The sequence below is a fragment of the Sulfurimonas sp. RIFOXYD2_FULL_34_21 genome, assembly GCF_001830805.1.
Classification (GTDB): domain Bacteria; phylum Campylobacterota; class Campylobacteria; order Campylobacterales; family Sulfurimonadaceae; genus Sulfurimonas.
Window position 1 is genome coordinate 242,644 of sequence record NZ_MICH01000010.1, and the last position, 19,939, is coordinate 262,582.

21 protein-coding genes are annotated in these 19,939 nt (G+C 35.4%); 20 read left to right on the plus strand and 1 reads right to left on the minus strand.

Annotated features, from left to right (window positions below):
• The first annotated feature begins 2 nt into the window (after positions 1–2).
• Genes nuoH through A2530_RS06895 form a run of 8 tightly spaced genes read left to right on the plus strand, consistent with a single transcriptional unit; the run spans position 3 to position 9,900 of the window.
• Positions 3–989 (plus strand): NADH-quinone oxidoreductase subunit NuoH, encoded by a 987-nt coding sequence (gene nuoH, locus A2530_RS06860; protein ID WP_294884863.1) that lies wholly within the window; start codon positions 3–5, stop codon positions 987–989.
• A 9-nt stretch (positions 990–998) separates the two neighbouring features.
• Positions 999–1,634, plus strand: a complete 636-nt coding sequence (gene nuoI / locus A2530_RS06865) for an NADH-quinone oxidoreductase subunit NuoI (RefSeq protein ID WP_294884862.1) — start codon at positions 999–1,001, stop codon at positions 1,632–1,634.
• An 11-nt stretch (positions 1,635–1,645) separates the two neighbouring features.
• Positions 1,646–2,218 carry an NADH-quinone oxidoreductase subunit J gene (locus tag A2530_RS06870; RefSeq protein WP_294884860.1) on the plus strand — a complete coding sequence of 191 codons (573 nt, stop codon included), beginning with the start codon at positions 1,646–1,648 and terminating at the stop codon, positions 2,216–2,218.
• A complete protein-coding gene (gene nuoK, locus A2530_RS06875; protein ID WP_294884858.1) occupies positions 2,215–2,523 on the plus strand; it encodes an NADH-quinone oxidoreductase subunit NuoK in 309 nt (102 codons plus the stop codon). The genes A2530_RS06870 and nuoK overlap by 4 nt, the downstream gene beginning before the upstream one ends.
• Positions 2,524–2,526: 3 nt before the next feature.
• On the plus strand, positions 2,527–4,449 hold the full coding sequence (nuoL, locus tag A2530_RS06880) for an NADH-quinone oxidoreductase subunit L (RefSeq protein ID WP_294884856.1): 1,923 nt from the start codon (positions 2,527–2,529) through the stop codon (positions 4,447–4,449).
• 3 nt (positions 4,450–4,452) lie between these two features.
• On the plus strand, positions 4,453–6,006 hold the full coding sequence (locus tag A2530_RS06885) for an NADH-quinone oxidoreductase subunit M (RefSeq protein WP_294884854.1): 1,554 nt from the start codon (positions 4,453–4,455) through the stop codon (positions 6,004–6,006).
• On the plus strand, positions 6,006–7,514 hold the full coding sequence (nuoN, locus tag A2530_RS06890; RefSeq protein ID WP_294884853.1) for an NADH-quinone oxidoreductase subunit NuoN: 1,509 nt from the start codon (positions 6,006–6,008) through the stop codon (positions 7,512–7,514). The genes A2530_RS06885 and nuoN overlap by 1 nt, the downstream gene beginning before the upstream one ends.
• Before the next feature lie 25 nt (positions 7,515–7,539).
• Positions 7,540–9,900, plus strand: coding sequence for a lipopolysaccharide assembly protein LapB (locus A2530_RS06895; protein ID WP_294884851.1), 2,361 nt, complete (start codon positions 7,540–7,542; stop codon positions 9,898–9,900).
• 134 nt (positions 9,901–10,034) lie between these two features.
• On the opposite strand, the gene miaA is transcribed toward A2530_RS06895, so the two are convergent.
• Positions 10,035–10,922: a tRNA (adenosine(37)-N6)-dimethylallyltransferase MiaA gene (miaA, locus tag A2530_RS06900; protein ID WP_294884849.1), complete on the minus strand. Its 888-nt coding sequence runs from the start codon at positions 10,920–10,922 to the stop codon at positions 10,035–10,037.
• A 123-nt stretch (positions 10,923–11,045) separates the two neighbouring features.
• On the opposite strand from miaA, the gene A2530_RS06905 reads away from it, so the two are divergent.
• The 12 genes from A2530_RS06905 (at position 11,046) to bcp (ending at position 19,804) form a co-directional block, all read left to right on the plus strand.
• Positions 11,046–11,510: a Spy/CpxP family protein refolding chaperone gene (locus A2530_RS06905; protein WP_294884847.1), complete on the plus strand. Its 465-nt coding sequence runs from the start codon at positions 11,046–11,048 to the stop codon at positions 11,508–11,510.
• Between the two features lie 60 nt (positions 11,511–11,570).
• The gene (locus tag A2530_RS06910; protein WP_294884846.1) at positions 11,571–12,251 is read left to right on the plus strand and encodes a response regulator transcription factor; all 681 of its coding nucleotides are present in this window, start codon (positions 11,571–11,573) and stop codon (positions 12,249–12,251) included.
• Complete coding sequence (locus A2530_RS06915; protein WP_294884844.1) at positions 12,248–13,471, plus strand: ArsS family sensor histidine kinase; 1,224 nt, start codon at positions 12,248–12,250, stop codon at positions 13,469–13,471. The genes A2530_RS06910 and A2530_RS06915 overlap by 4 nt, the downstream gene beginning before the upstream one ends.
• A 78-nt stretch (positions 13,472–13,549) precedes the next feature.
• Positions 13,550–14,410 (plus strand): menaquinone biosynthesis prenyltransferase MqnP, encoded by an 861-nt coding sequence (gene mqnP / locus A2530_RS06920; protein WP_294884842.1) that lies wholly within the window; start codon positions 13,550–13,552, stop codon positions 14,408–14,410.
• Complete coding sequence (locus A2530_RS06925) at positions 14,407–14,928, plus strand: hypothetical protein (RefSeq protein WP_294884840.1); 522 nt, start codon at positions 14,407–14,409, stop codon at positions 14,926–14,928. Before mqnP ends, A2530_RS06925 begins: the two co-directional genes overlap by 4 nt.
• Complete coding sequence (locus A2530_RS06930; protein ID WP_294884838.1) at positions 14,925–15,443, plus strand: hypothetical protein; 519 nt, start codon at positions 14,925–14,927, stop codon at positions 15,441–15,443. Before A2530_RS06925 ends, A2530_RS06930 begins: the two co-directional genes overlap by 4 nt.
• Positions 15,444–15,451: 8 nt before the next feature.
• Positions 15,452–16,639 (plus strand): FtsW/RodA/SpoVE family cell cycle protein, encoded by a 1,188-nt coding sequence (locus A2530_RS06935; protein WP_294884836.1) that lies wholly within the window; start codon positions 15,452–15,454, stop codon positions 16,637–16,639.
• Positions 16,636–17,658: an undecaprenyldiphospho-muramoylpentapeptide beta-N-acetylglucosaminyltransferase gene (gene murG / locus A2530_RS06940; protein ID WP_294884834.1), complete on the plus strand. Its 1,023-nt coding sequence runs from the start codon at positions 16,636–16,638 to the stop codon at positions 17,656–17,658. The genes A2530_RS06935 and murG overlap by 4 nt, the downstream gene beginning before the upstream one ends.
• Entirely contained in the window at positions 17,651–18,250 is a 600-nt protein-coding gene (locus tag A2530_RS06945) for a DedA family protein (RefSeq protein ID WP_294884832.1), read from the plus strand. The genes murG and A2530_RS06945 overlap by 8 nt, the downstream gene beginning before the upstream one ends.
• 4 nt (positions 18,251–18,254) lie before the next feature.
• The gene (locus A2530_RS06950; protein ID WP_294884831.1) at positions 18,255–18,722 is read left to right on the plus strand and encodes a DUF420 domain-containing protein; all 468 of its coding nucleotides are present in this window, start codon (positions 18,255–18,257) and stop codon (positions 18,720–18,722) included.
• 17 nt (positions 18,723–18,739) lie between these two features.
• Complete coding sequence (locus A2530_RS06955; protein WP_294884829.1) at positions 18,740–19,321, plus strand: cytochrome b/b6 domain-containing protein; 582 nt, start codon at positions 18,740–18,742, stop codon at positions 19,319–19,321.
• Positions 19,322–19,336: 15 nt separating this feature from the next.
• Entirely contained in the window at positions 19,337–19,804 is a 468-nt protein-coding gene (gene bcp / locus A2530_RS06960; protein ID WP_294884827.1) for a thioredoxin-dependent thiol peroxidase, read from the plus strand.
• Positions 19,805–19,939: the final 135 nt, after the last annotated feature.

Here is a 19,939-nt window from a genome sequence, read left to right on the forward strand (position 1 = left end):
ATATGGAGATGGCATATTTAATTGAGACGGTTATAAAAATCGTTGTAGTTTTACTTATATTCTCAGCACTTGCTGGAATCGGAACATATTTTGAGAGAAAAGTTCTTGCTTTTATGCAGCGACGTCTTGGACCTGTAAACGTTGGTCCTTTTGGGTTACTGCAAGTTGCGGCTGACGGTATCAAACTCTTTACAAAAGAGGATATTGTTCCAACAAACGTAGTAGGAGCAGTATTTAAGATAGCTCCGGTAATTACTGCTGCTACTGCATTTATGGCGGCGGCTGCTATTCCGTTTTTACCGTCGTTTACGCTCTTTGGATACGAAGTACATCCGATAGTTGCCGACATAAATATCGGTATTTTATATATACTTGGAATCATGGGAGTTGGACTTTACGGTCCTCTTCTTGGCGGTATGGCTTCTGCAAACAAATTTTCATTGATTTCTGCTGCAAGGGGTGCGGCTGTATTTATCTCATACGAGGTTATTACGGGACTATCAATTTTAGCACCTATTATGATGGTAGGTTCACTTTCGCTTATAGACTTTAACGAGTATCAAGCAGGTGGATTTAGTGATTGGATAGTATGGTCTCAGCCTGTTGCGTTTATACTTTTTTGGATAGCTGCTTTTGCTGAGACTGGGCGTACGCCGTTTCACCTTATAGCAAATGACCATGAGATTATTGATGGATTTGGAACAGAGTATTCAGGTATGAGATGGGGACTCTTCTTTATCGGCGAATATGCAAACATGTTCTTTATCTCTTTTGTAATATCTTTGATTTTCCTAGGCGGATACGGAGACGGAAGTCTGTTAGGCGCACTTGGACTTCTTGGTAAAGTTGCATTTTTCTTCTTCTTCTTTTTGTGGACAAGAGCGGCTTGGCCCGATGTTAGACCTGACCAATTAATGTGGTTATGTTGGAAAGTTTTAATGCCGATAGCAGTTTTAAATATTTTAATTACTGCTATAGTAATGATGTAAGGGGTGAGTATGCATAATGAACATATTGACAAACATTTTAACGACAGAAATGTAACCGAGATGAGTAGTGACTACTATTTAGTCGGTATTGAAGATTATCCGAGTGATAATTGGGGCAGATTTAAGAGAATTCTAAAAAGAAGTTTTAGAGGCGAGCTTTTTGTAGGTCTTTGGGTTGTTCTTCGCGAGATGATAAGATTTGACATTCATACCGTCAGATATCCTGAAGAGAAGATGCCTATAGGTCCTCGTTACCGAGCGATTCATCAAATGAAAAGACTTTGGGAGTCTGATACGGAGAGATGTATCGGATGTGGTCTTTGCGAGAAGATTTGTATCTCTAATTGTATTAGAATCGATACGAAACTTGATGAGAACTCTCGTAAAGAGGTATCTGAGTATAGCATTAATTTAGGTCGCTGTATCTTTTGCGGTTACTGTGCAGAAGTTTGTCCGGAACTTGCGATTACGCATGGCGGAGAGTATGAGAATGCAAGTGATCAAAGGGAACATTTTACGATGTATCAAGATATGTTGACACCGCTTGATAAAATGAGAGCCGGAACTCAAGTTGAGTTTGAAGGTTTTGGTTCTATTACACCACATGAAGATGAGCGTGTTAAAAAAACACCTCTAGCATATTAAGGAGTTTGATTATGTTTGAAGCGATTGCTTTTTATCTGTTTGCTTTTTTGACGATAGCAATGTTTTACATAGCCGTAACAACGTCACAAGCGTTGTATGCGCTAAGTTCGTTAGCGGCAGGAATGATTTTTATATCAGCATTTTTCTTTATACTCGGTGCTGACTTTTTAGGTGCGATTCAAATCGTTGTCTATTCCGGTGCCGTAATGGCTCTTTATGCTTTTGGTATGATGTTTTTTGATACGACAAGAGATGTAAAAGAGAAGCAAGGCAACAAAGCGATAATAATCGGTTTAAGCGTTATAAGTGCCGCTTTAGTTGTTTTGATTGTTGCTGCGCCGATAGTTGGAAACAATATAGAAGCTCTATACCCTATAACTGAAGGTGCAGGAAATACTCAAGAGGTGGGTATGGTTCTCTTTACTAAGTATCTTGTTCCTTTTGAAGTTGCGGCAGTTATGCTTCTTGTGGCTATGATTGCAGGAATTGTACTAGCTGGAAAGAAGATGGATTTATCGCTTACTCTTATGAATGAGGCAGAAATTATGCTTATGAAAGAAGAAGATAAAAAGGTGCTCTCATGATGGAAATCGGATTAAATCACTACCTCGTACTCTCAACAATTCTTTTTGCTATAGGATTAGTAGGTGTAATGAGAAGAAAAAATCTTCTTATGCTGTTTTTTGCAACTGAGATACTATTAAATGCTGTAAATATTTCGTTTGCCGCTATTTCACACTATTATGGTGACTTAACCGGACAGATGTTTGTATTTTTCGTAATTGCTATTGCTGCATCTGAAGTTGCGGTAGGACTTGGTTTATTGATTGTTTGGCATAAAAAACATAACAATATCGACCTTGATAACATGTCAACGATGAGAGGATAAAAGATGGAACTGTTTTTATATACCGCACTTTTCTCACCGCTTGTGGGTTCTTTATTTGCAGCACTGTTTGGTGCATCTCCAAAGACAAAAATAGCAGGTGTAGTTCCTAGTATAATGCTAGGAGTTTCACTTTTGAGCAGTACTATACTTCTTGTACTTGTTTTAACTACCGGGCATACTATACATGTAGAGATGATGACATGGATGGCAACCGGAAATTTATATATACCGTTTGGGTTTGTGGTTGATCAGGTAAGTGTTACTATGATGATGGTAGTAACTTTGGTTTCAACTGTTGTACATGTATATGCAATCGGCTATATGGACCATGACAAAGGGTTTAACAGATTTTTCTCTTACCTTTCCGCTTTCGTTTTTTCGATGATGATTCTTGTTATGAGCGATAACTTTGCAGGTCTTTTTATCGGTTGGGAAGGCGTAGGACTATGTTCATGGCTTCTAATCGGATTTTGGTATCATAAAGAGAGCGCTAGCTGGGCGGCTAACGAAGCATTTATAATGAATCGTATTGCTGACCTTGGAATGTTAATCGGTATCTTTTTAATCTATTGGAATACGGGAACGCTTCAGTATGACGGCGCATTCGCTGCAATGGCGAATTTAGATGCATCTACTCTTACATGGATAGGTATCTTCTTGTTTGTAGGCGCTATGGGTAAATCGGCACAATTTCCGCTTCACACGTGGCTTGCAGACGCTATGGAAGGTCCTACACCGGTTTCTGCTCTTATCCATGCTGCAACGATGGTAACGGCAGGTGTTTATCTTGTAGTTCGCGCAAATGAGTTATATGCTTTAATTCCTCATATTGGTCTATTTATAGCATCACTCGGTGCATTCGTTGCGATATTTGCGGCATCAATGGCACTTGTTAATCGTGATATAAAACGTGTAATCGCTTACTCGACTCTTTCACAGCTAGGCTACATGTTTGTTGCGGCAGGACTTGGTGCTTACTGGGTTGCACTTTTTCACCTTATGGCACATGCGTTTTTTAAAGCACTTCTTTTCTTGGGCGCAGGAAACGTTATGCATGCTATGGATAGTGAACTTGACCCGTTTAAAATGGGAGGTCTTGGTAAGAAGATGAAAGGCACTATGATTATGATGACGCTTGCATCGGTAGCATTAGCGGGTATCTATCCGTTTGCCGGATTCTTCTCAAAAGATTTGATTTTAGAGGTCGGGTTTGTTGAACATCACTATATTATCTATACTGTATTGCTATTTACTGCAGGTTTAACGGCATTCTATTCATTTAGAATCGTGGCGCTTATATTTCACGGCGAAGAGAGATATAAACTCTTTGGTTTTCACCCTCATGAGGCATATAAATTTATGCTTGTTGCAATGAGTCCTCTTTTGGTTTTAGCAATTATTGCAGGGTCGTTTAAAATGACATATTTTGATATGGTAACGTACGTATTGCCTGCTACAGAATATCATGTTCACAACCATTTGGTTTACTGGATTATGACTATCGGGACACAGCTTTTTGTAATTCTTTCAATTTTTTATGCATATAAAAAATATACGAGCAGAGATGTAAAAGTACCTGATGGAACGTCTGCAATGGAGAATAGTTTTAAGTATAAACTTTTAATAAACCAATATTATATTCCATATTTTTATGAAGAGTATCTGGTAAAACCGTATAGAGAGCTCTCAGAAATATTTTGGACAAAAATTGACCAAAAAATTGTCGATGCAACTGTTGATGGAATTGCAAATGTATTTTATCAAACGGGAGAGAAAACAAGAGTTATGCAAAGCGGTAATCTATCGACTATGCTTAAATGGATGGTAGCAGGAACTGTTGCCTTGTTATCGTTAGCCGTAGTTTTCGGACTTGCAGCTAGACATTCTGGAGAAATTAAAATATTTCTTTCAGGTTTAGGAGTTTAATAGATGCTAGATCATATCTTATCGATTTTAATTTTCTTCCCGGCATTGGCTGCAATGCTTGGATTTGTAGTTCACAAAGATAGTATGCGCGCTTACGGTACTGCAGTAGCTACAATAGAGTTCGCACTCTCTTTATGGCTTTGGTTCGTATTTGATGCGAATGTGTCGGGAATGCAGTTTATGGAGCAAATCGCTCTTGTTCCGACGTTTGGAATTAACTACATAGTAGGGGTTGACGGTATTTCACTCTTTATTATCATTTTGGCGGCATTTTTTACTATGATAGGTATTGCATCATTAGGTGAAACAAAAGATGTAAAAAATATGATTATCACGCTTCTGTTTTTACAGATGACGATGGTAGGCGTATTTGCTGCACTTGATGCTATGGTGTTTTATCTGTTTTGGGAACTCTCTCTTGTTCCTATGCTATATATTATCGGTGCATGGGGTGGGCCGCTTAGAATTTATGCTTCTGTCAAGTTCTTCCTATACACGTTTGCAGGTTCGCTTGTAATGCTTGTAGGTATGCTTTTTATGGCATATTTTTACTATCAGGCAACAGGAGAGTGGAGTTTTGCCATACTTGATTGGTATCGTTTGATTCTTCCGGAGTCATTCCAAATATGGCTGTTTGTGGCATTTTTCTTTGGTTTTGCCATCAAAGTTCCTATGTTTCCGTTTCATACATGGTTGCCGTATGCCCATGGACAAGCACCGACTATCGGTTCTGTAATACTAGCGGCAATTTTACTAAAAATGGGTACGTATGCGTTTATCCGTTTTTCGCTTCCGTTATTTCCGGATGCATCGGTTTACTTTATGTATCCGATTGCTATTTTAGCGATTATTATGATTATCTATACTGCAATGGTAGCGTATGCGCAAAAAGATATTAAGCAGGTTGTTGCATACTCATCAGTGTCACATATGGGTGTAATTATTCTTGGTACGTTTGCACTTAATGTTGAAGGAATTTCAGGTTCAATCTTTTTAATGATAGCTCACGGTGTAGTTTCAGGTGCTCTGTTCTTGCTTGTAGGCGTAATATATGACAGAAGACATACTAAATATATGAGCGAATTCGGCGGTTTGGCTTCTGTTATGCCTAGATATGCGACAATTTTCGGGTTAATGCTAATGGCTTCGGTAGGACTTCCTCTTACTATTAACTTCGTAGGGGAGTTTTTAAGTCTATTAGGTTTTTATAAACAATCACACATCTTGACTCTTTTGGCAGGAACAGCAATTATAGTAGGTGCTATTTACATGTTAGCAGCTTATAAAAAGATGTTTTTTGGAGTGGTTACAAAAGAGGAGAACAAAAATCTTCCTGATGTAAACAAAAGAGAGCTTATAGCACTTATACCATTGGCAATTATAACAGTCTGGCTCGGAATATATCCAAAACCTGTTTTAGGACCTATCAATACTAGTGTTGAGTCTGTTGTAGGACTTATGCATGAAAAAGCTATAACAAAAGAGGCAAAATCTAGAATTCCTAGCATTGGTAAAGATATAAAAATAAGTAGAAATTCAGTAGAGGAGGCACACTAATGTTATCAGCTGTAAATGTTTCAATTGAGTCGTTAAACTTAATGACTCTAGTGCCAATGTTAATTCCAATTGTCGGTGCATTATTAATAATAGTAATAGAACTAATTAAAAGCTCTCAAGATAAATCTTTATATGTAATGCTAAGTCTGCTTATCTTGGGGATAGATTTCGCCTTTTTATTAGAGTCTGCAGGTATATTTGAGAAAAACGGAACCGTAATGGGTGTCTTTGACGTTATGTTAATTGACGGCTTAGCAATATTGTCACAATTTATAATTGTCGGTGCATCAATGCTTTTCATTCCTCTTGCTCTTACTCATAAAAGATTTCATGAGTTCTCATACCCTGAGTTCTTTGCTCTATTTTTATTTATGATATCAGGGTTTCAGTTTATGGTGGCAACGGACAACCTGATATTGGTATTCGTGGGACTAGAGACGGCATCTCTTGCGCTATATACGCTTATTGCTATGCACAACCGTGACAAATCATTTGAAGCTGCGGTAAAATACTTTACTATGGGGGCATTAGCGGCAGGATTTTTCAGTTTCGGTTCAATGATATTTTATGCGCTTACGGGTTCTGTAGAGATAAACCAGATTGCTGAAGTTCTCTCTGCAAACGGATATGCAGATATCGGCTTTGTACTTATAGGAGTTACGTTTTTACTTGCCTCTTTTGGTTTTAAACTCTCGATGGTTCCTTTTCATACATGGACTCCTGACGTTTACGAAGGCTCATCAGCTGCGTTAGCAGGTTACATGTCAATTGTTCCAAAAATTGCAGCATTTATCGTGGCTATGAGATTCTTTGAGTTTTTGATTCACAGCGGCGTTGTTTGGCTTGAGGTTATTTTATATATCGGCGTAGTTGTTACTATGACGATGGCAAACGTCTGGGCGCTTGTTCAAACCGATGTTAAAAGAATGCTTGCATATAGTTCAATCTCTCATGCAGGTTTTGTAATGGCTGCTATTTTAATAGGTACTACACAGTCAAACAGTGCTTTGTTTTTATACTGGATTTTGTTTAGTTTTACAAACTTAGGTTCATTCTCTATGCTTTGGATAAGCAGACAAAAAAATCTTCCTGCGCATCAGCAGTCTGACCATAGTTACGATAAGTTTGCGGGAATGGTAAAAACTTCTCCGGTGGCGGCGTCTATTATGGCTCTGTTTATGTTAAGTCTAGCAGGTCTTCCTCCTTTTGCTCTCTTTTGGGGTAAGATGTATATGATAAGTTCTGCAATAACAGGCGGATATACAGTTCTGGCACTTATCATGGCTCTTAACTCTGCTATTGCCGGATACTACTACTTAAAACTTATAGTATATATGTTTATGAAAGAGCCTGTTGTTGAAAACAACGGACATGTGTATGTAGCAAATGCTACACTTCCTTTAAAAACTATTATCGGTATCGCCGCAATAGGAACTATATTTGCTTTTGTAGCAGTAAATGGGTTACTAGAGTTAATTACGGCATTTGTATATAACAGCGGATATTGATATTTTATATTAAGGAGCAGAGAATTTGTTAAAAACGATACTCTTAGCTCTTCTTGCAATAAATATTTTTGCCCTTGAAATCTCTTTTCAAGGCGCAAAAGAGAACCATCAACCATACTCTACACTTCATATAAAAGATGATAACAAGTTTTTATGTCAAGAGATAAAAAATGATTTTGACGTAACAGTTAAAATTGTTTGCGCATTTTCACATTCTCCTTCACAAAAGATATCAAAATTGCAAAATAGCTTTTTTGAAGTAGATACCGAAATAAAGAATAAAACATTTTTTTTAGTAATAAAACCGTATCAAAAAATGAAACTATTTCCGATGGTATTTGATTTAACAAAAGAGGACACTGTTTTTGATTCAAATGTTGAATTATCAAATCACTGGATGATTATAGGTTACATAGAAGATATTCCATATATTGAAAAAAGTGTTGACTCAGGAGTGGCGATTAATTTTCCATACACATCAAAAATGGAAAAATTGCCGTATGTCGGAAGTTTAGATATAAGTGGAAATCCGGTACATGTAAAAAGAGTAGGAGATGTAACAGAATATATAAAAATCAAAAAGTACTACGAAGAAAAAAATTATGAATTTTGCTTAGAATTAATTAATGATGTTATGAAAGAGTATCCAGATTCGCTCTTTAGAGCAGAGCTGCTTTTTTATAAAATCAGAGTCTATTCTAAGATGCAAGAGAATGAGAAAGTTATTGAAGTTTCTAAAGACTACCTAAAAGATTACTCTTCGGATGAAAATGTTCCGGAAGTTCTCTCTTTAATTGCAAAAGCGTACAATAAAGCAGGTTTCAACAGTGATGCAGATTACTTTTTTGACAGGCTCTTTAGTGAGCATCCTGATTCAGTGTATGCAAAATGGGGATATATCTACATGGCTGAAGCACTTGAATCATCAGGGAACTTAAGTAAGGCAAAATCTTTGTACGAAAAAGCAATACAAGAGACCGACAACGTTGATGTAGCCATTGAAGCCGGATTTAGGCTAGCGCAAATTTACATGTCAAATGCAAATGTTAAGGCAGCAGCAGAATATATAGAAAAAGTCGTAAAAGCAAAACCTGCTTATTTTTCAGAGGAAAATTTAGAAAAATCCATGGATTTAATGTATGAATTTATAGATGCTTCAGATTATCTCTCAGGTGTTGCGATAGCAAAAGCTATTTTTGAAAAAATGGATCCAAATGATGACAGATATGAGAGATTTACTAAAGATATAGGTATTTGGTTAAGTAAAACAAATGAAAAAAAAGATGCACTTACAGCTTTAAACAAATATCTTGAGCTTTTCAATGACGGCACATATTCGCAAGAGGTACAAGTTGCAAAAGATGCTCTTTTCTTTGATGTTAACGATGAAAACGCAACTTCTAAATTAGTATCTTACGATAAGCTGATTGGAGAGTATAAAGAGGATAGTATAGGGAAAAAAGCTACATATGAAAAAGCTAAACTCTTAATAGAACAAGGTAAATTTACCGAGGCTCTTGATATGGAAGCAAAGCTTCTTAGTCTTGACAAAGAGGAGTACAAGGATATACCTAAATTGATTAGTGATGCTGCAATCGGGAAAATGAAACAGGCACTAGAGGCAAAAGAGTGCAACAGCGTACTTGTAATTTCTTCACAATATAAAATAGAGCTCTCAAGCGAATGGGATGACGGAGTTTATACATGTGCTATGAAAGGTGCAGATTTTGTATTGGCTAAGAAAATGGCTGATAGAAATCTAAAATCTAAAGATATAAATGAGAGAAAGAAGTGGCTTAACAGATACATAAAAGTTGATTTTGCCACAGGAAATTACAGTAATGTAATAGAAGCATCAAAAGAGCTTATATCGTTGATAGAAAATGATAAAGATTCAGAGTATAAGGATGTTTATAGATATCTTTTTGATACTTATCGCAGGTTGGAAGATACTAATAAGATGATTGAGTCAATAGCAGTTATACAAAAAGTATATGAAGAAAACTATGCGGATATAGATAGATATGTCGCGGTTATGGCAGTAGGTAGTGATAAAAAAGATAACAATCTGGTGATTGAGTACGGACAGAAGGTAATGGACATACAGATAGCTTCCAATTCGCATGCTCAAAGCCCTTTTGTCGAATTTGCACTCTATCAGGCATACAGCGATAAAGAGAATTATAACAGAGCATTTGAGGTTATAAAATCTCTGGACAAGTTAGAGTTAAATAAAAACGACGGGGCAAGACAAAAGTATCTATTAGGAACAGTTCTTGATAAACTTTGGCGAAACGATGATGCTAAAAAAGCGTATCAAGAAGCTATAGATATTGATAAAGATTCTGCTTGGGCCGGCTTGGCAAAGAGTGCAAAAGGATTGTAAAAGAAAACAAAATATTCTATTAAATATATTTTAAAAGTATATGTTGTAAGTTCTGATTTAAAGATTGCTTCGCTTCGCTCGCAATGACTGCTAAAGATGTTATTGCGATGCGTGGAGTGACGATGCAATCTAGGTTATGCAAGAAGTATAATATCCTCCAGTTCTTCAAGAGGTGCGCTGATTACTTCTTCAAACTGTGTGCGGTTAAATGTCTGCTGTCTTTTAGCCAGTTGTGCAGTGTGAGTAGAGATATTTTCAAGCATCTCATCTTTTGAGACTTTAGCGTCAAGATACTCTAAAACTTCAACTATACCGATAGAGTTCATTGAATGAGGAAGTCTGGTATATTTTCTCTCTAAGTCACACACTTCATCTATAAGTCCACTCTCAAACATTTTTGCAGTTCTTGTTTTAATTCTCTGTCTTAAGATATTTCTATCAACTTCAATATTATAAATGGCAAGATTTTCAATAACAGGTTTTGGCGGATTTGCTTTGAACCACTCACTTGGCGTAATTTTTGAAGCTTCATAAATAAGAAGTGCTTTTTCGATTCTGTATCTGTCGTTTGGCGAGATATGTTGCATATACTCTTTGTCTATATCGCATAAGAGCTCATAACAACTTTGCAGATTTTTTAATTTTTTTTCTACATGTAAAGATATCTCTTTTGTTATTCTTGGAATTTCTGAGAGACCTTGCAGAAGTGATTTAAGATAAAAAGAGGTTCCGCCGACTATGATGAGGTTTTTTTTATCTCTTTTACATGTAGATACGAGTTCTTTATAAAGATTTATAAAAATATCTACACTGAAGTACTCATCAGGGTTTAGAAGGTCTATCCCGAAATGTTTTACTTCACTAAGTTCCTCTTTGGACGGTTTTGCAGATACGATGTCAATCTCTTTATATATGCTAAGTGAATCTATTGATAGTATATAGGCATCAATTTTTTTTGCAACTTTTATCGCCAAATCACTTTTTCCTGATGCAGTAGGACCGATAATCGCTAGTTGTTTCATCTTTTTTTTCGCCTTTATTAAAGTCAAATTATAACCTATCGTTAATAAAGCGTTAATATAAAATTTAAATAGCGTTAATAAGAGGATTTTATAATTTTAAAATAAAATACAAAGGAGTTCATTATGAACAAGAGAATTATATTAAGTTTAGGTTTAGCGGCGCTATTGTCATCATCTGTGTTTGCAGATAATATGAGTTGTGATAAAGGTAATAAAGAGTTTGGGAAATGCGGTAAAGGAGTGATGAAACACAATAATCATGAGGGCGATCGTTTTATGCCTCTTGTTATGAAACTTAACTTAAGTGACGAGCAGAGAAAAAAGATAGACGAAATCATGCAAGAAAATATGAAAAATATGTCCAATATGCCTAATATGTCAGATGCTTTTAGTGACAAAGACTTTGATAAAAAGCTTTTTGTAAAACTTCAAAAAGAGAAAAATGAGAAAAAAACAGAGCGCAAAGCACAAATGATAGAGAGCATTTATGCTATTTTAACACCTACTCAAAAACAGGAGTTTAAAAAGATAGTTGATGAAAAAGCAGCCGCAAAAAAAGAGTTCTTTAAAGGCTCTAAAAATCAATAAGGAAGTTAATATAAATAGTGATAAAATTAAGGCTTATATATAGTCTTTTGGAATATGTTAATGATAAAAATTGCAATGATTGAAGATGATACTGAGTTAGCGGATGTTCTGACTCAGTATCTTGCAAAATACAACATAGAGATTACTAACTATGAAGATCCGTATTTAGCACTTAGTGCCATATCTTTAAATAGTTACGATTTGATTATTTTAGATTTGACTCTTCCTGGAATGGACGGGTTGGAAGTCTGTAAAAAACTACTTTTAAAACATAATATACCCATAATTATCTCAAGTGCAAGAAGCGATATAACTGATAAAGTGATAGCTTTGGAACTAGGAGCCGATGATTATCTTCCAAAACCTTATGACCCAAGAGAGCTTGAAGTTCGCATCAAAACAATTCTTCGCAGATGCTCAAAAGAGCTTGAACTTTTAAAACCGGAAATAAAAAAAGAGATTTTTTCCTTAGATGAGAAAAAACAAGAAATCATGCAAGACGGCAAATCCATAAGGCTTACCGCAGCAGAGTATGAGATACTCTCTTTGATGATAAAACGAAGAGGTTTTGTAGTATCAAGATATGATATTTTGCAAAATTGCACTTTTTTGAATGATAATGAAGAGAGCGGCTCTTTGGCGGTTATCATAAACAGAATTAGAGCAAAGATAGAACAAAATCCTAAAAATCCTAAATATCTTTTAACGATAAGAGGTTTGGGTTATAAGTTGGCAGAGTGAAAAAGTACTCAATCATCTTTACAATAAATATAATCTTTCTAATCTCTTTTCTTCTTATAAGTGCGAGTTTTGCCGCATTTTATAATTTTAATAACCAAAAAGATAGACATTTTAACTATAAAAGAGATATAGAAATTTCAAAGATTTTTATGCATCAGTATAGAGCCGGCGGCATTAGCGATGAGCTTGTAGAATATATTAAAAGTTTAGATTTTTCTATTATTTTAGATAAAAATGAGATTACAAATATAGCCGATAGCAAAAGTGCAAAAATCAAAGAGTTAAAATCAAGAGGGATGTTTAGACTTTGGCACATAGAACTGAATGATAAATTGTACATGTTGATACAAACTCCAAATGAGAGAGTGATACTAAGAACCGATAATATCTCAAATAATAAGAGTACCATCCTTATTGTTTATATCGTAACGCTTCTGATTTTTCTTTTTTTATATCTCTCTATTATAAATAAACTAAAGCCGCTAAGTGTTTTAAAAGAGAGTGTTAAGAATTTCGGCAATGAAGATTTTGATTTAGACTGTTTTACCTCAAACAATGACGAAATTTCAGAGCTTGCAAATGAATTTCATGAATCTGCAAAAAAATTAAAAAAAGTAAAAGAGTCAAGAAATATTTTTATCAGAAATATTATGCATGAGTTAAAAACGCCTATTGCAAAGGGGAAGTTTTTAATGCAGCTTCCACAGACAAGTCAAAATGTTGAGATTATGCAAAAAGTTTTTTATAGATTGGAGTCTTTGATAAACGAGTTTGCAGCTATAGAGGAGCTGATTTCGACTAAAAAAGAGTTACATGTAAAAGAGTATTTTTTAGAAGATATTATAGATAATGCAATTGATATTTTAATGTGCAGTGATGATGAGGTTATAAAGGATATTGATAATATTAAAATAGAGGCAGATTTTAATCTTTTTTCAATAGCTGTTAAAAACTTGCTAGATAATGGTATAAAATACGCTAAAAATAAAAAAGTAATAGTTAAAACAGATGTCAATAAACTTATATTTGAAAATTCAGGTTCCAAACTTATCTATCCGTTAGAGAGCTATTTTGAGCCTTTTTTTAGAGGTGAAGACACAAAACAAAATCAAAGTTTTGGGCTTGGGCTCTACATTGTAAAACATATATTGGATGCGCATAATATGAGCCTGAAATATGAGCATGAAAACGGTATAAACAGATTTATAATTGCCTCTTGAAAAATTTCATTATATTTTTATTACGGAATTTTAAATCAACTTTGGGTAGAATTAAACAAAAAGTATTTAAGGTCAAATTTGAAACGATATATAGACAAGATTAGAGATTTTAATGAGTTGGTTATGTTTGAACACTCTATCTTTTCGCTACCTTTTATTTTTATCGCAATGATTGTCGCGGCAGATGGCTGGTTTGGTTTTGTTCTGCTTATATTTGGAGTATTAGCCGCAATCAGTGCAAGAAATTTTGCAATGGGGCTAAACAGATTTGCGGATAGAGATATAGATGCGTTAAATCCCAGAACTGCGTCAAGACCGAATGTTGATGGAAGATTGGACGCTTTTAGCATCTTGATTTTTACGTTAGTCAATGCATTCGTATTTATAGCCGTTGCATATATGATAAATCCGCTTGCATTTAAGCTTAGTTTTCCTATACTGCTTGTTCTTGGAAGCTACTCCTATTTTAAAAGATTTTCCTCTTTAGCACATGTTGTTTTGGGTATATCGTTAGGACTAGCGCCTATTGCCGGAGTTGTTGCCGTAAGCGGCGAGATTACTCCTTGGTCAGTTTTACTTAGTTTAGGCGTTATTTTTTGGGTTGCAGGTTTTGACTTGCTTTATTCTTTGCAGGATATGGCTTTTGACAAAGAGAGAGGTCTGCACTCTATTCCCTCAAAATACGGCTCAGATGCAACCCTTGCTATTTCTGCTTTTTTTCACATGTTAACTATACTTTTTTGGGTTATGTTCGTTTGGGTTGCAGGTCTTGGAGAGTTTGCTTATATGGCCGTACTCTTAGGCGCCTTTATGCTTGGTTACGAGCATTATATTGTTAGAAAAGATTTCACGAAAATAGACCGCGCTTTTTTTACGGTAAACGGCTATCTAGGTATTATTTTTTTTATTTTAATTATATTGGATAAGGTAATGGCATGAGTGTAAGATTGGTAAATGCACCTATAAATATAGTTTTTAGTAGAGTCGATACCGATGAAGAGGCCTATTTAAGAGAGTACCAGCAGTTAAGCGAGAGTGATGACGATCCGATAAACCAATGGTTAAAACTAGCTCGTGCAAAGGGCGAAACAACAGATACCGACCCCGTTTTGCTAAACCTTATCGTAGAGCTGCATAAAAAAATAGATTCGCTTGAGATGTTTTTAAAAAATGAGAAGCCAAAGAGACTCTCTTTGACTAATGAAGTTGCTATAGAATCAATAGGATTTGAGCACTTTAAATTGGCAGATGATATTTTAGAAGATGGCGCAGAGTACTACGGAAGAGTCGAGATGCCTGTTCATCCAAAGAGAGATGTAGCGATATTTTTTATTGCGCTTGATAAGTCTTTGGCTAAAATCACTAAGATGCATGAGCGTGACGAGCGGGAGTGGGGAGCTTATCTGACCGCAAGAGAGAGAGTTCTTATCCGCGAAGCAAAAGAGAGTAAAAAATGAATCTCGAAACCATAAGCGTAGAGTATTTAGTAGTTGCAATGGCGGCAATGCTGCTTTACTTAATATACTATGTTTTTACAAGAGATTCGCAATACACCAGAAACATACACTCCGTAGCTACGGTTGCAGAGGAGTTAAACAGAGAGATTTTTTATCTAAAGAAAAAACTTGAAGATACTCAAGTAAATATCAAAAAAAATAGTTCACGAATGAGTGATGATGAAATTTACCAAGAGGTCGAGAGAACGGTATATGACATGGTTAAACCGATTTCGATAGGGTTAAAGAGATTAGAAGAGAGCATCCAAAACATAGACGAACATATGGAAGCAAGGATGGCTTCATTAGAGAGCGGCGTAAAGCAGATATCTATTCCGACATCGATTCACGGAAACGACGATGAAAAAATAATTTCGCTCTATAAACAGGGAATTACATTAGAGACTATCTCAAGAGAGCTCCATATATCAAAAGCAGAAGTTGAGTTTGTGTTGAAAATCAACAAGATAAAGTAGCCCATAATATGACAGACAGAACACTCTTTACACTTGTATCGGTACTTATCGGAATAGGTATTTTTTTAAGCTATACCCTCTCTGTATATGCTACTTTACTCTTTGGAGTAAACGAGTTTCATTTTGCAATCAGACAAGTAATTTTTGGATTTTTAAGCATATTTATTATTTGGTTGTTGGCTCAGGGAGATCCTGATAAACATTTAACTCCAATAGGGTTTACACTATTTATAGGTTCTACTATTTTAATGGTAGCTATGCCGTTTTTGCCGGAGTTTTTGGTTTCGGCTGTAGGCGGAGCAAAAAGATGGATAAAGATTTTTGGTTTTTCTATCGCTCCTGTTGAGTTTTTTAAAATAGGATTTGTATATTTTTTGGCTTGGAGTTTTTCTAGGAGATTGGGGCATCATGACGGAATGGGAGTAAAAGATGAGTATATCAGATTTGCCCCTTACGGTATAGTTTTTGTGGGAGCAATGTTTATTATAGCATTTGTTCAAAATGACTTAGGGCAAGTCGTAGTTTTGGGGCTTACTTTGCTTTTTATGCTTATGTTTGCCGGAAGCAGTTTTAGATTTTTCTTGACTTTGTTAGTTGGAACATTTATGTTTTTTATATTTTTTATTTTTACTGCAGAACATAGAATAATACGTATAAAATCATGGTGGGCATTGGCGCAGAACAGTGTTTTAGAGATATTTCCTGAGTCTATTGCCTCGCAGCTTAGAGTTCCGACAGAGGTTGAACCATATCAGATTGGACATTCACTAAATGCCATTCATAACGGCGGCTTACTCGGTACAGGACTTGCTAACGGAACTTTCAAGCTAGGTTTTTTAAGCGAGGTTCATACAGACTTTGTTTTAGCAGGACTTGCCGAGGAGTTTGGATTTGTAGGAGTTTTGGTTGTTGTCGTAATATTTATGTGGATGCTTCAGAGGATTTTTAAAGTCGCAAATCGTTCCGAAGATTCAAGTATATATCTCTTTAGTATCGGAATAGGACTTTTACTTGCTTTTGCCTTTTTGGTAAATGCTTACGGAATAAGCGGTATTACACCTATTAAAGGAATCTCGGTTCCGTTTTTAAGTTATGGCGGATCTGCAGTTTTAGCCGCTTCAATAGGAATCGGCATGGTTTTAATGGGGTCTAAAAAGGCGAAGATGCGTGAAGATGATATATGGAGAGACGCGTGAAACTTTGCATAACTGGTGGCGGAACAGGCGGACATCTAATGATTGCAGAATCTTTAGTTGAAGCGGCTGTTAATGATGGGCACGAAGTTATTTTTATAGGTTCGCAAAGCGGGCAAGACAGAAAATATTTTGAGTTTCATAGTTTTTTTAGTCATGTATATTTTTTAGATACCACAGGAGTCGTAAATCAAAAAGGCTTTGGCAAAGTAAAAGCACTTTGGCGGATAATAAAAGCATTTTTTATATCAAGAACGATATTAAAACAGCACAACATTCAAGCAACTTACAGCGTTGGCGGCTTTTCGGCAGCTCCTGCTTCTTTTGCCTCTTTAAGTAGATTTGTACCACTTTTTATACATGAACAAAATGCAATCGAGGGAAGATTAAACTCGCTTTTAAAGCCCTTTGCTTCAAGATTTATATCGGCTTATGATAAAAATTCGCCTATAAAAGGTTATCCGGTTAGAGATGAGTTTTTTAAAAACGCAAGAGTGAGAGACAAAATTAAAACAGTTATCTTTTTAGGCGGTTCTCAAGGAGCAAAAGCTATAAACGATTTGGCACTTAGTGTAGCAAAAGAGCTTAAAGAGTTAGGTATAAAAATAGTTCATCAAGCAGGCGAGAGAGATTTTCTTAGAGTAAAAAAGGAGTATGAGAACTTACATGTAGAGGCGGAAGTTTACGGTTTTACAAAAGATATATCGACTCTAATGGCAAGTGCAGATTTGGCAGTTAGTCGCTCGGGTGCAAGTACTTTGTGGGAATTATGTGCAAACGGCTTGCCTGCGCTGTTTATACCGTTTCCGTATGCAGCTTCAGACCATCAATACTATAATGCTAGATTTATTGTAGATAATAATTTAGGATGGTGTGAACGTGAAGAAGCTGATTTGAAATCAATACTAATTTCGATTTTAAATCAAAATCTTGAGGTAAAAAGCAGAGCGCTTTTAGAGTATGCAGGTAAAGATGTGGCAAAAGAGATGATTCAAGATGTGGTAAAAACGCTAAATGCTTAGAGAGTTTGCTACGTCGTTAGTTGATTTAATTTTTGATTGGGGTTATATCGGCATCTTTTTACTAATGAGTATCGAGAGCTCTTTTATACCGTTTCCTAGTGAAATAGTACTTATTCCGGCGGGTTATCTTGCTCATAAAGGCGAGATGAGTATAGGCATGATAATGTTAAGCGGAGTCGGCGGCTCAATGGCAGGAGCATATATAAACTACTATTTGGCATTGATGCTTGGGAGAAAAATTCTTCGCAAGTATGGAAGATATTTTTTTATAAACGAAAATGCAATAGATAAAATGGATAATTACTTTGCCAAACATGGGCATATTTCAACATTTATAGGAAGGTTGGTGCCGGGGATTCGCCAACTTATCTCTATTCCTGCCGGACTTAGCCGCATGAATTTAGTGCTTTTTTCCACCTATACTGCGCTTGGAGCTTCTATATGGGCATTTATATTAGTTATGTTAGGTTATTTTATAGGCGAAAATCAAGAGTTGATTGATGCTTACTTAAAGCAAATAACTATATTTATCTTAGCTGCTTTAGTTTTACTGGCTATATGTTATGCTTACTTTCAAAAAAGAAAAGGCTAAGAAATTGAATAGTAATTTCGGATATATGTTTGAAACAGGTTTTTTTGGCACACGTGCTCCTTTTTTTATGGATTTGGTAACTCTTATTGTTTCACTTTTACCTTTTTTGGTGGCAGTCGCAATCTATTTTGCAAAAGATAAAAGATATAAAATACATGCGTATCTTCAGATAGCTATATTTGCTTTTTCTGTCATCGTACTTTTTTACTTTGAGTATGGAGTAAGAGTTATCGGAGGTTTTGATACGTTTATGCAAAACAGCGGAGTTTCTCATAACTATGCTTTTATAGTTTTAATTTTTCACATAGTTATTTCCGTTATTACACTTATAATATGGTCAACTGCTATATTTGCGGCAAAAAAGCTTATAATGCTAAAAAGACACAAAAATATGGGTCTAATAACATTTACGGGAGTCTCGCTTACCTCTTTAACGGGTATTTGGGTTTATTTTTTGATGTTTATTTTTTAAATATATTGGAGTTTTAGATGAAATATACACTTGGTTTTAGAATTTGGCATTGGCTTAGTGCTATAGTTATTTTGGGTCTGCTTGGAACCGTGTTTTTGAGAAAAACATTTCTTAGTTATAGAACAAACTCTGAAATTATAATGACAAAGCTTACCGATATGGGCGCAGATATATTTAAAGAAGATGCCGTAATAATTGCAAAAGCAATTCGTAATATTATGTGGGAGTGGCATCTGATACTTGGTTACGCACTTGCATTTTTGGTTCTTTATAGAGTCGTACTCTTTTTTATAGATAGAAGTAAAAGAGATGCATTTAGCTCGCTAACACTTCATAAAAAGGGCGTAAAAATATCTTATTATATAGTATATGCAACGATTTTTTTTATAACAATAAGCGGATTTGTCGTATATCTTCATGAATATTTAGAGCTTTCTCAAGAGACAACTAAACAGATAAAAAGTTTGCATGAACTTTCATATAATGTTTTTTTAGTTTTTGTTCCTCTTCATATATTAGGGGTATTTATCGCAGATGCAAAAGATGAACACGGAATAGTTTCAACAATGATTAACGGAAAAACAAAAGATAATTTTTAAAATCAAGGAATATACATGTTAAAAATAGATAACAAAGCACCGGAATTTTGTCTTCCAAATCAGGATGATGTAGAGATATGCATGAGAGACTTAAAGGGCAAATGGATAGTTTTATACTTTTACCCAAAAGACAATACTCCGGGATGTACTACTGAGGCATGTGATTTTAGTGATGCACTGCCTGAGTTTAATGATTTAAATGCGATTGTTCTGGGAGTTAGTGCCGACAGTACTGAAAAACACCGTAATTTTATAGAAAAAAAAGATTTATCTATAACACTGCTTAGCGATGAAGAGAAGTCAATGCTTCAAGATTATGGAGTGTGGCAGTTAAAGAAAAATTATGGCAAAGAGTATATGGGGATAGTCCGCACTACTTTTGTTATAAACCCTGAAGGAACTATAAAAGCTATATGGGGAAAAGTAAAAGTTAAAGACCATGCAAAAGAAGTCAAAGAGAAATTAGAAGAGCTTCAAGCTTAAATTAAATGTTTTTTAGGTAAAATTCGCCGATTTTCTTTGCCTAAATGTCAAAGAAATATTAACAGGTATGTGTCAAAAAATCAGTGCAACCTCTTTTTTAAGGGATAATTGTTCGACATTGCCAAAGCTAACTGA

Excerpts from the sequence above, each read along its gene's own strand:
- nuoL (WP_294884856.1), top strand. The coding sequence starts at position 2,527 with ATGGAACTGTTTTTATATACCGCACTTTTCTCACCGCTTGTGGGTTCT.
- A2530_RS06945 (WP_294884832.1), top strand. The coding sequence starts at position 17,651 with ATGCTTAGAGAGTTTGCTACGTCGTTAGTTGATTTAATTTTTGATTGG.
- bcp (WP_294884827.1), top strand. The coding sequence starts at position 19,337 with ATGTTAAAAATAGATAACAAAGCACCGGAATTTTGTCTTCCAAATCAG.
- nuoN (WP_294884853.1), top strand. The coding sequence starts at position 6,006 with ATGTTATCAGCTGTAAATGTTTCAATTGAGTCGTTAAACTTAATGACT.
- A2530_RS06905 (WP_294884847.1), top strand. The coding sequence starts at position 11,046 with ATGAACAAGAGAATTATATTAAGTTTAGGTTTAGCGGCGCTATTGTCA.
- miaA (WP_294884849.1), bottom strand. The coding sequence starts at position 10,922 with ATGAAACAACTAGCGATTATCGGTCCTACTGCATCAGGAAAAAGTGAT.
- nuoI (WP_294884862.1), top strand. The coding sequence starts at position 999 with ATGCATAATGAACATATTGACAAACATTTTAACGACAGAAATGTAACC.
- A2530_RS06935 (WP_294884836.1), top strand. The coding sequence starts at position 15,452 with ATGACAGACAGAACACTCTTTACACTTGTATCGGTACTTATCGGAATA.
- A2530_RS06955 (WP_294884829.1), top strand. The coding sequence starts at position 18,740 with ATGAAATATACACTTGGTTTTAGAATTTGGCATTGGCTTAGTGCTATA.
- A2530_RS06885 (WP_294884854.1), top strand. The coding sequence starts at position 4,453 with ATGCTAGATCATATCTTATCGATTTTAATTTTCTTCCCGGCATTGGCT.
- A2530_RS06910 (WP_294884846.1), top strand. The coding sequence starts at position 11,571 with ATGATAAAAATTGCAATGATTGAAGATGATACTGAGTTAGCGGATGTT.
- A2530_RS06925 (WP_294884840.1), top strand. The coding sequence starts at position 14,407 with ATGAGTGTAAGATTGGTAAATGCACCTATAAATATAGTTTTTAGTAGA.
- nuoH (WP_294884863.1), top strand. The coding sequence starts at position 3 with ATGGAGATGGCATATTTAATTGAGACGGTTATAAAAATCGTTGTAGTT.
- A2530_RS06870 (WP_294884860.1), top strand. The coding sequence starts at position 1,646 with ATGTTTGAAGCGATTGCTTTTTATCTGTTTGCTTTTTTGACGATAGCA.
- nuoK (WP_294884858.1), top strand. The coding sequence starts at position 2,215 with ATGATGGAAATCGGATTAAATCACTACCTCGTACTCTCAACAATTCTT.
- A2530_RS06930 (WP_294884838.1), top strand. The coding sequence starts at position 14,925 with ATGAATCTCGAAACCATAAGCGTAGAGTATTTAGTAGTTGCAATGGCG.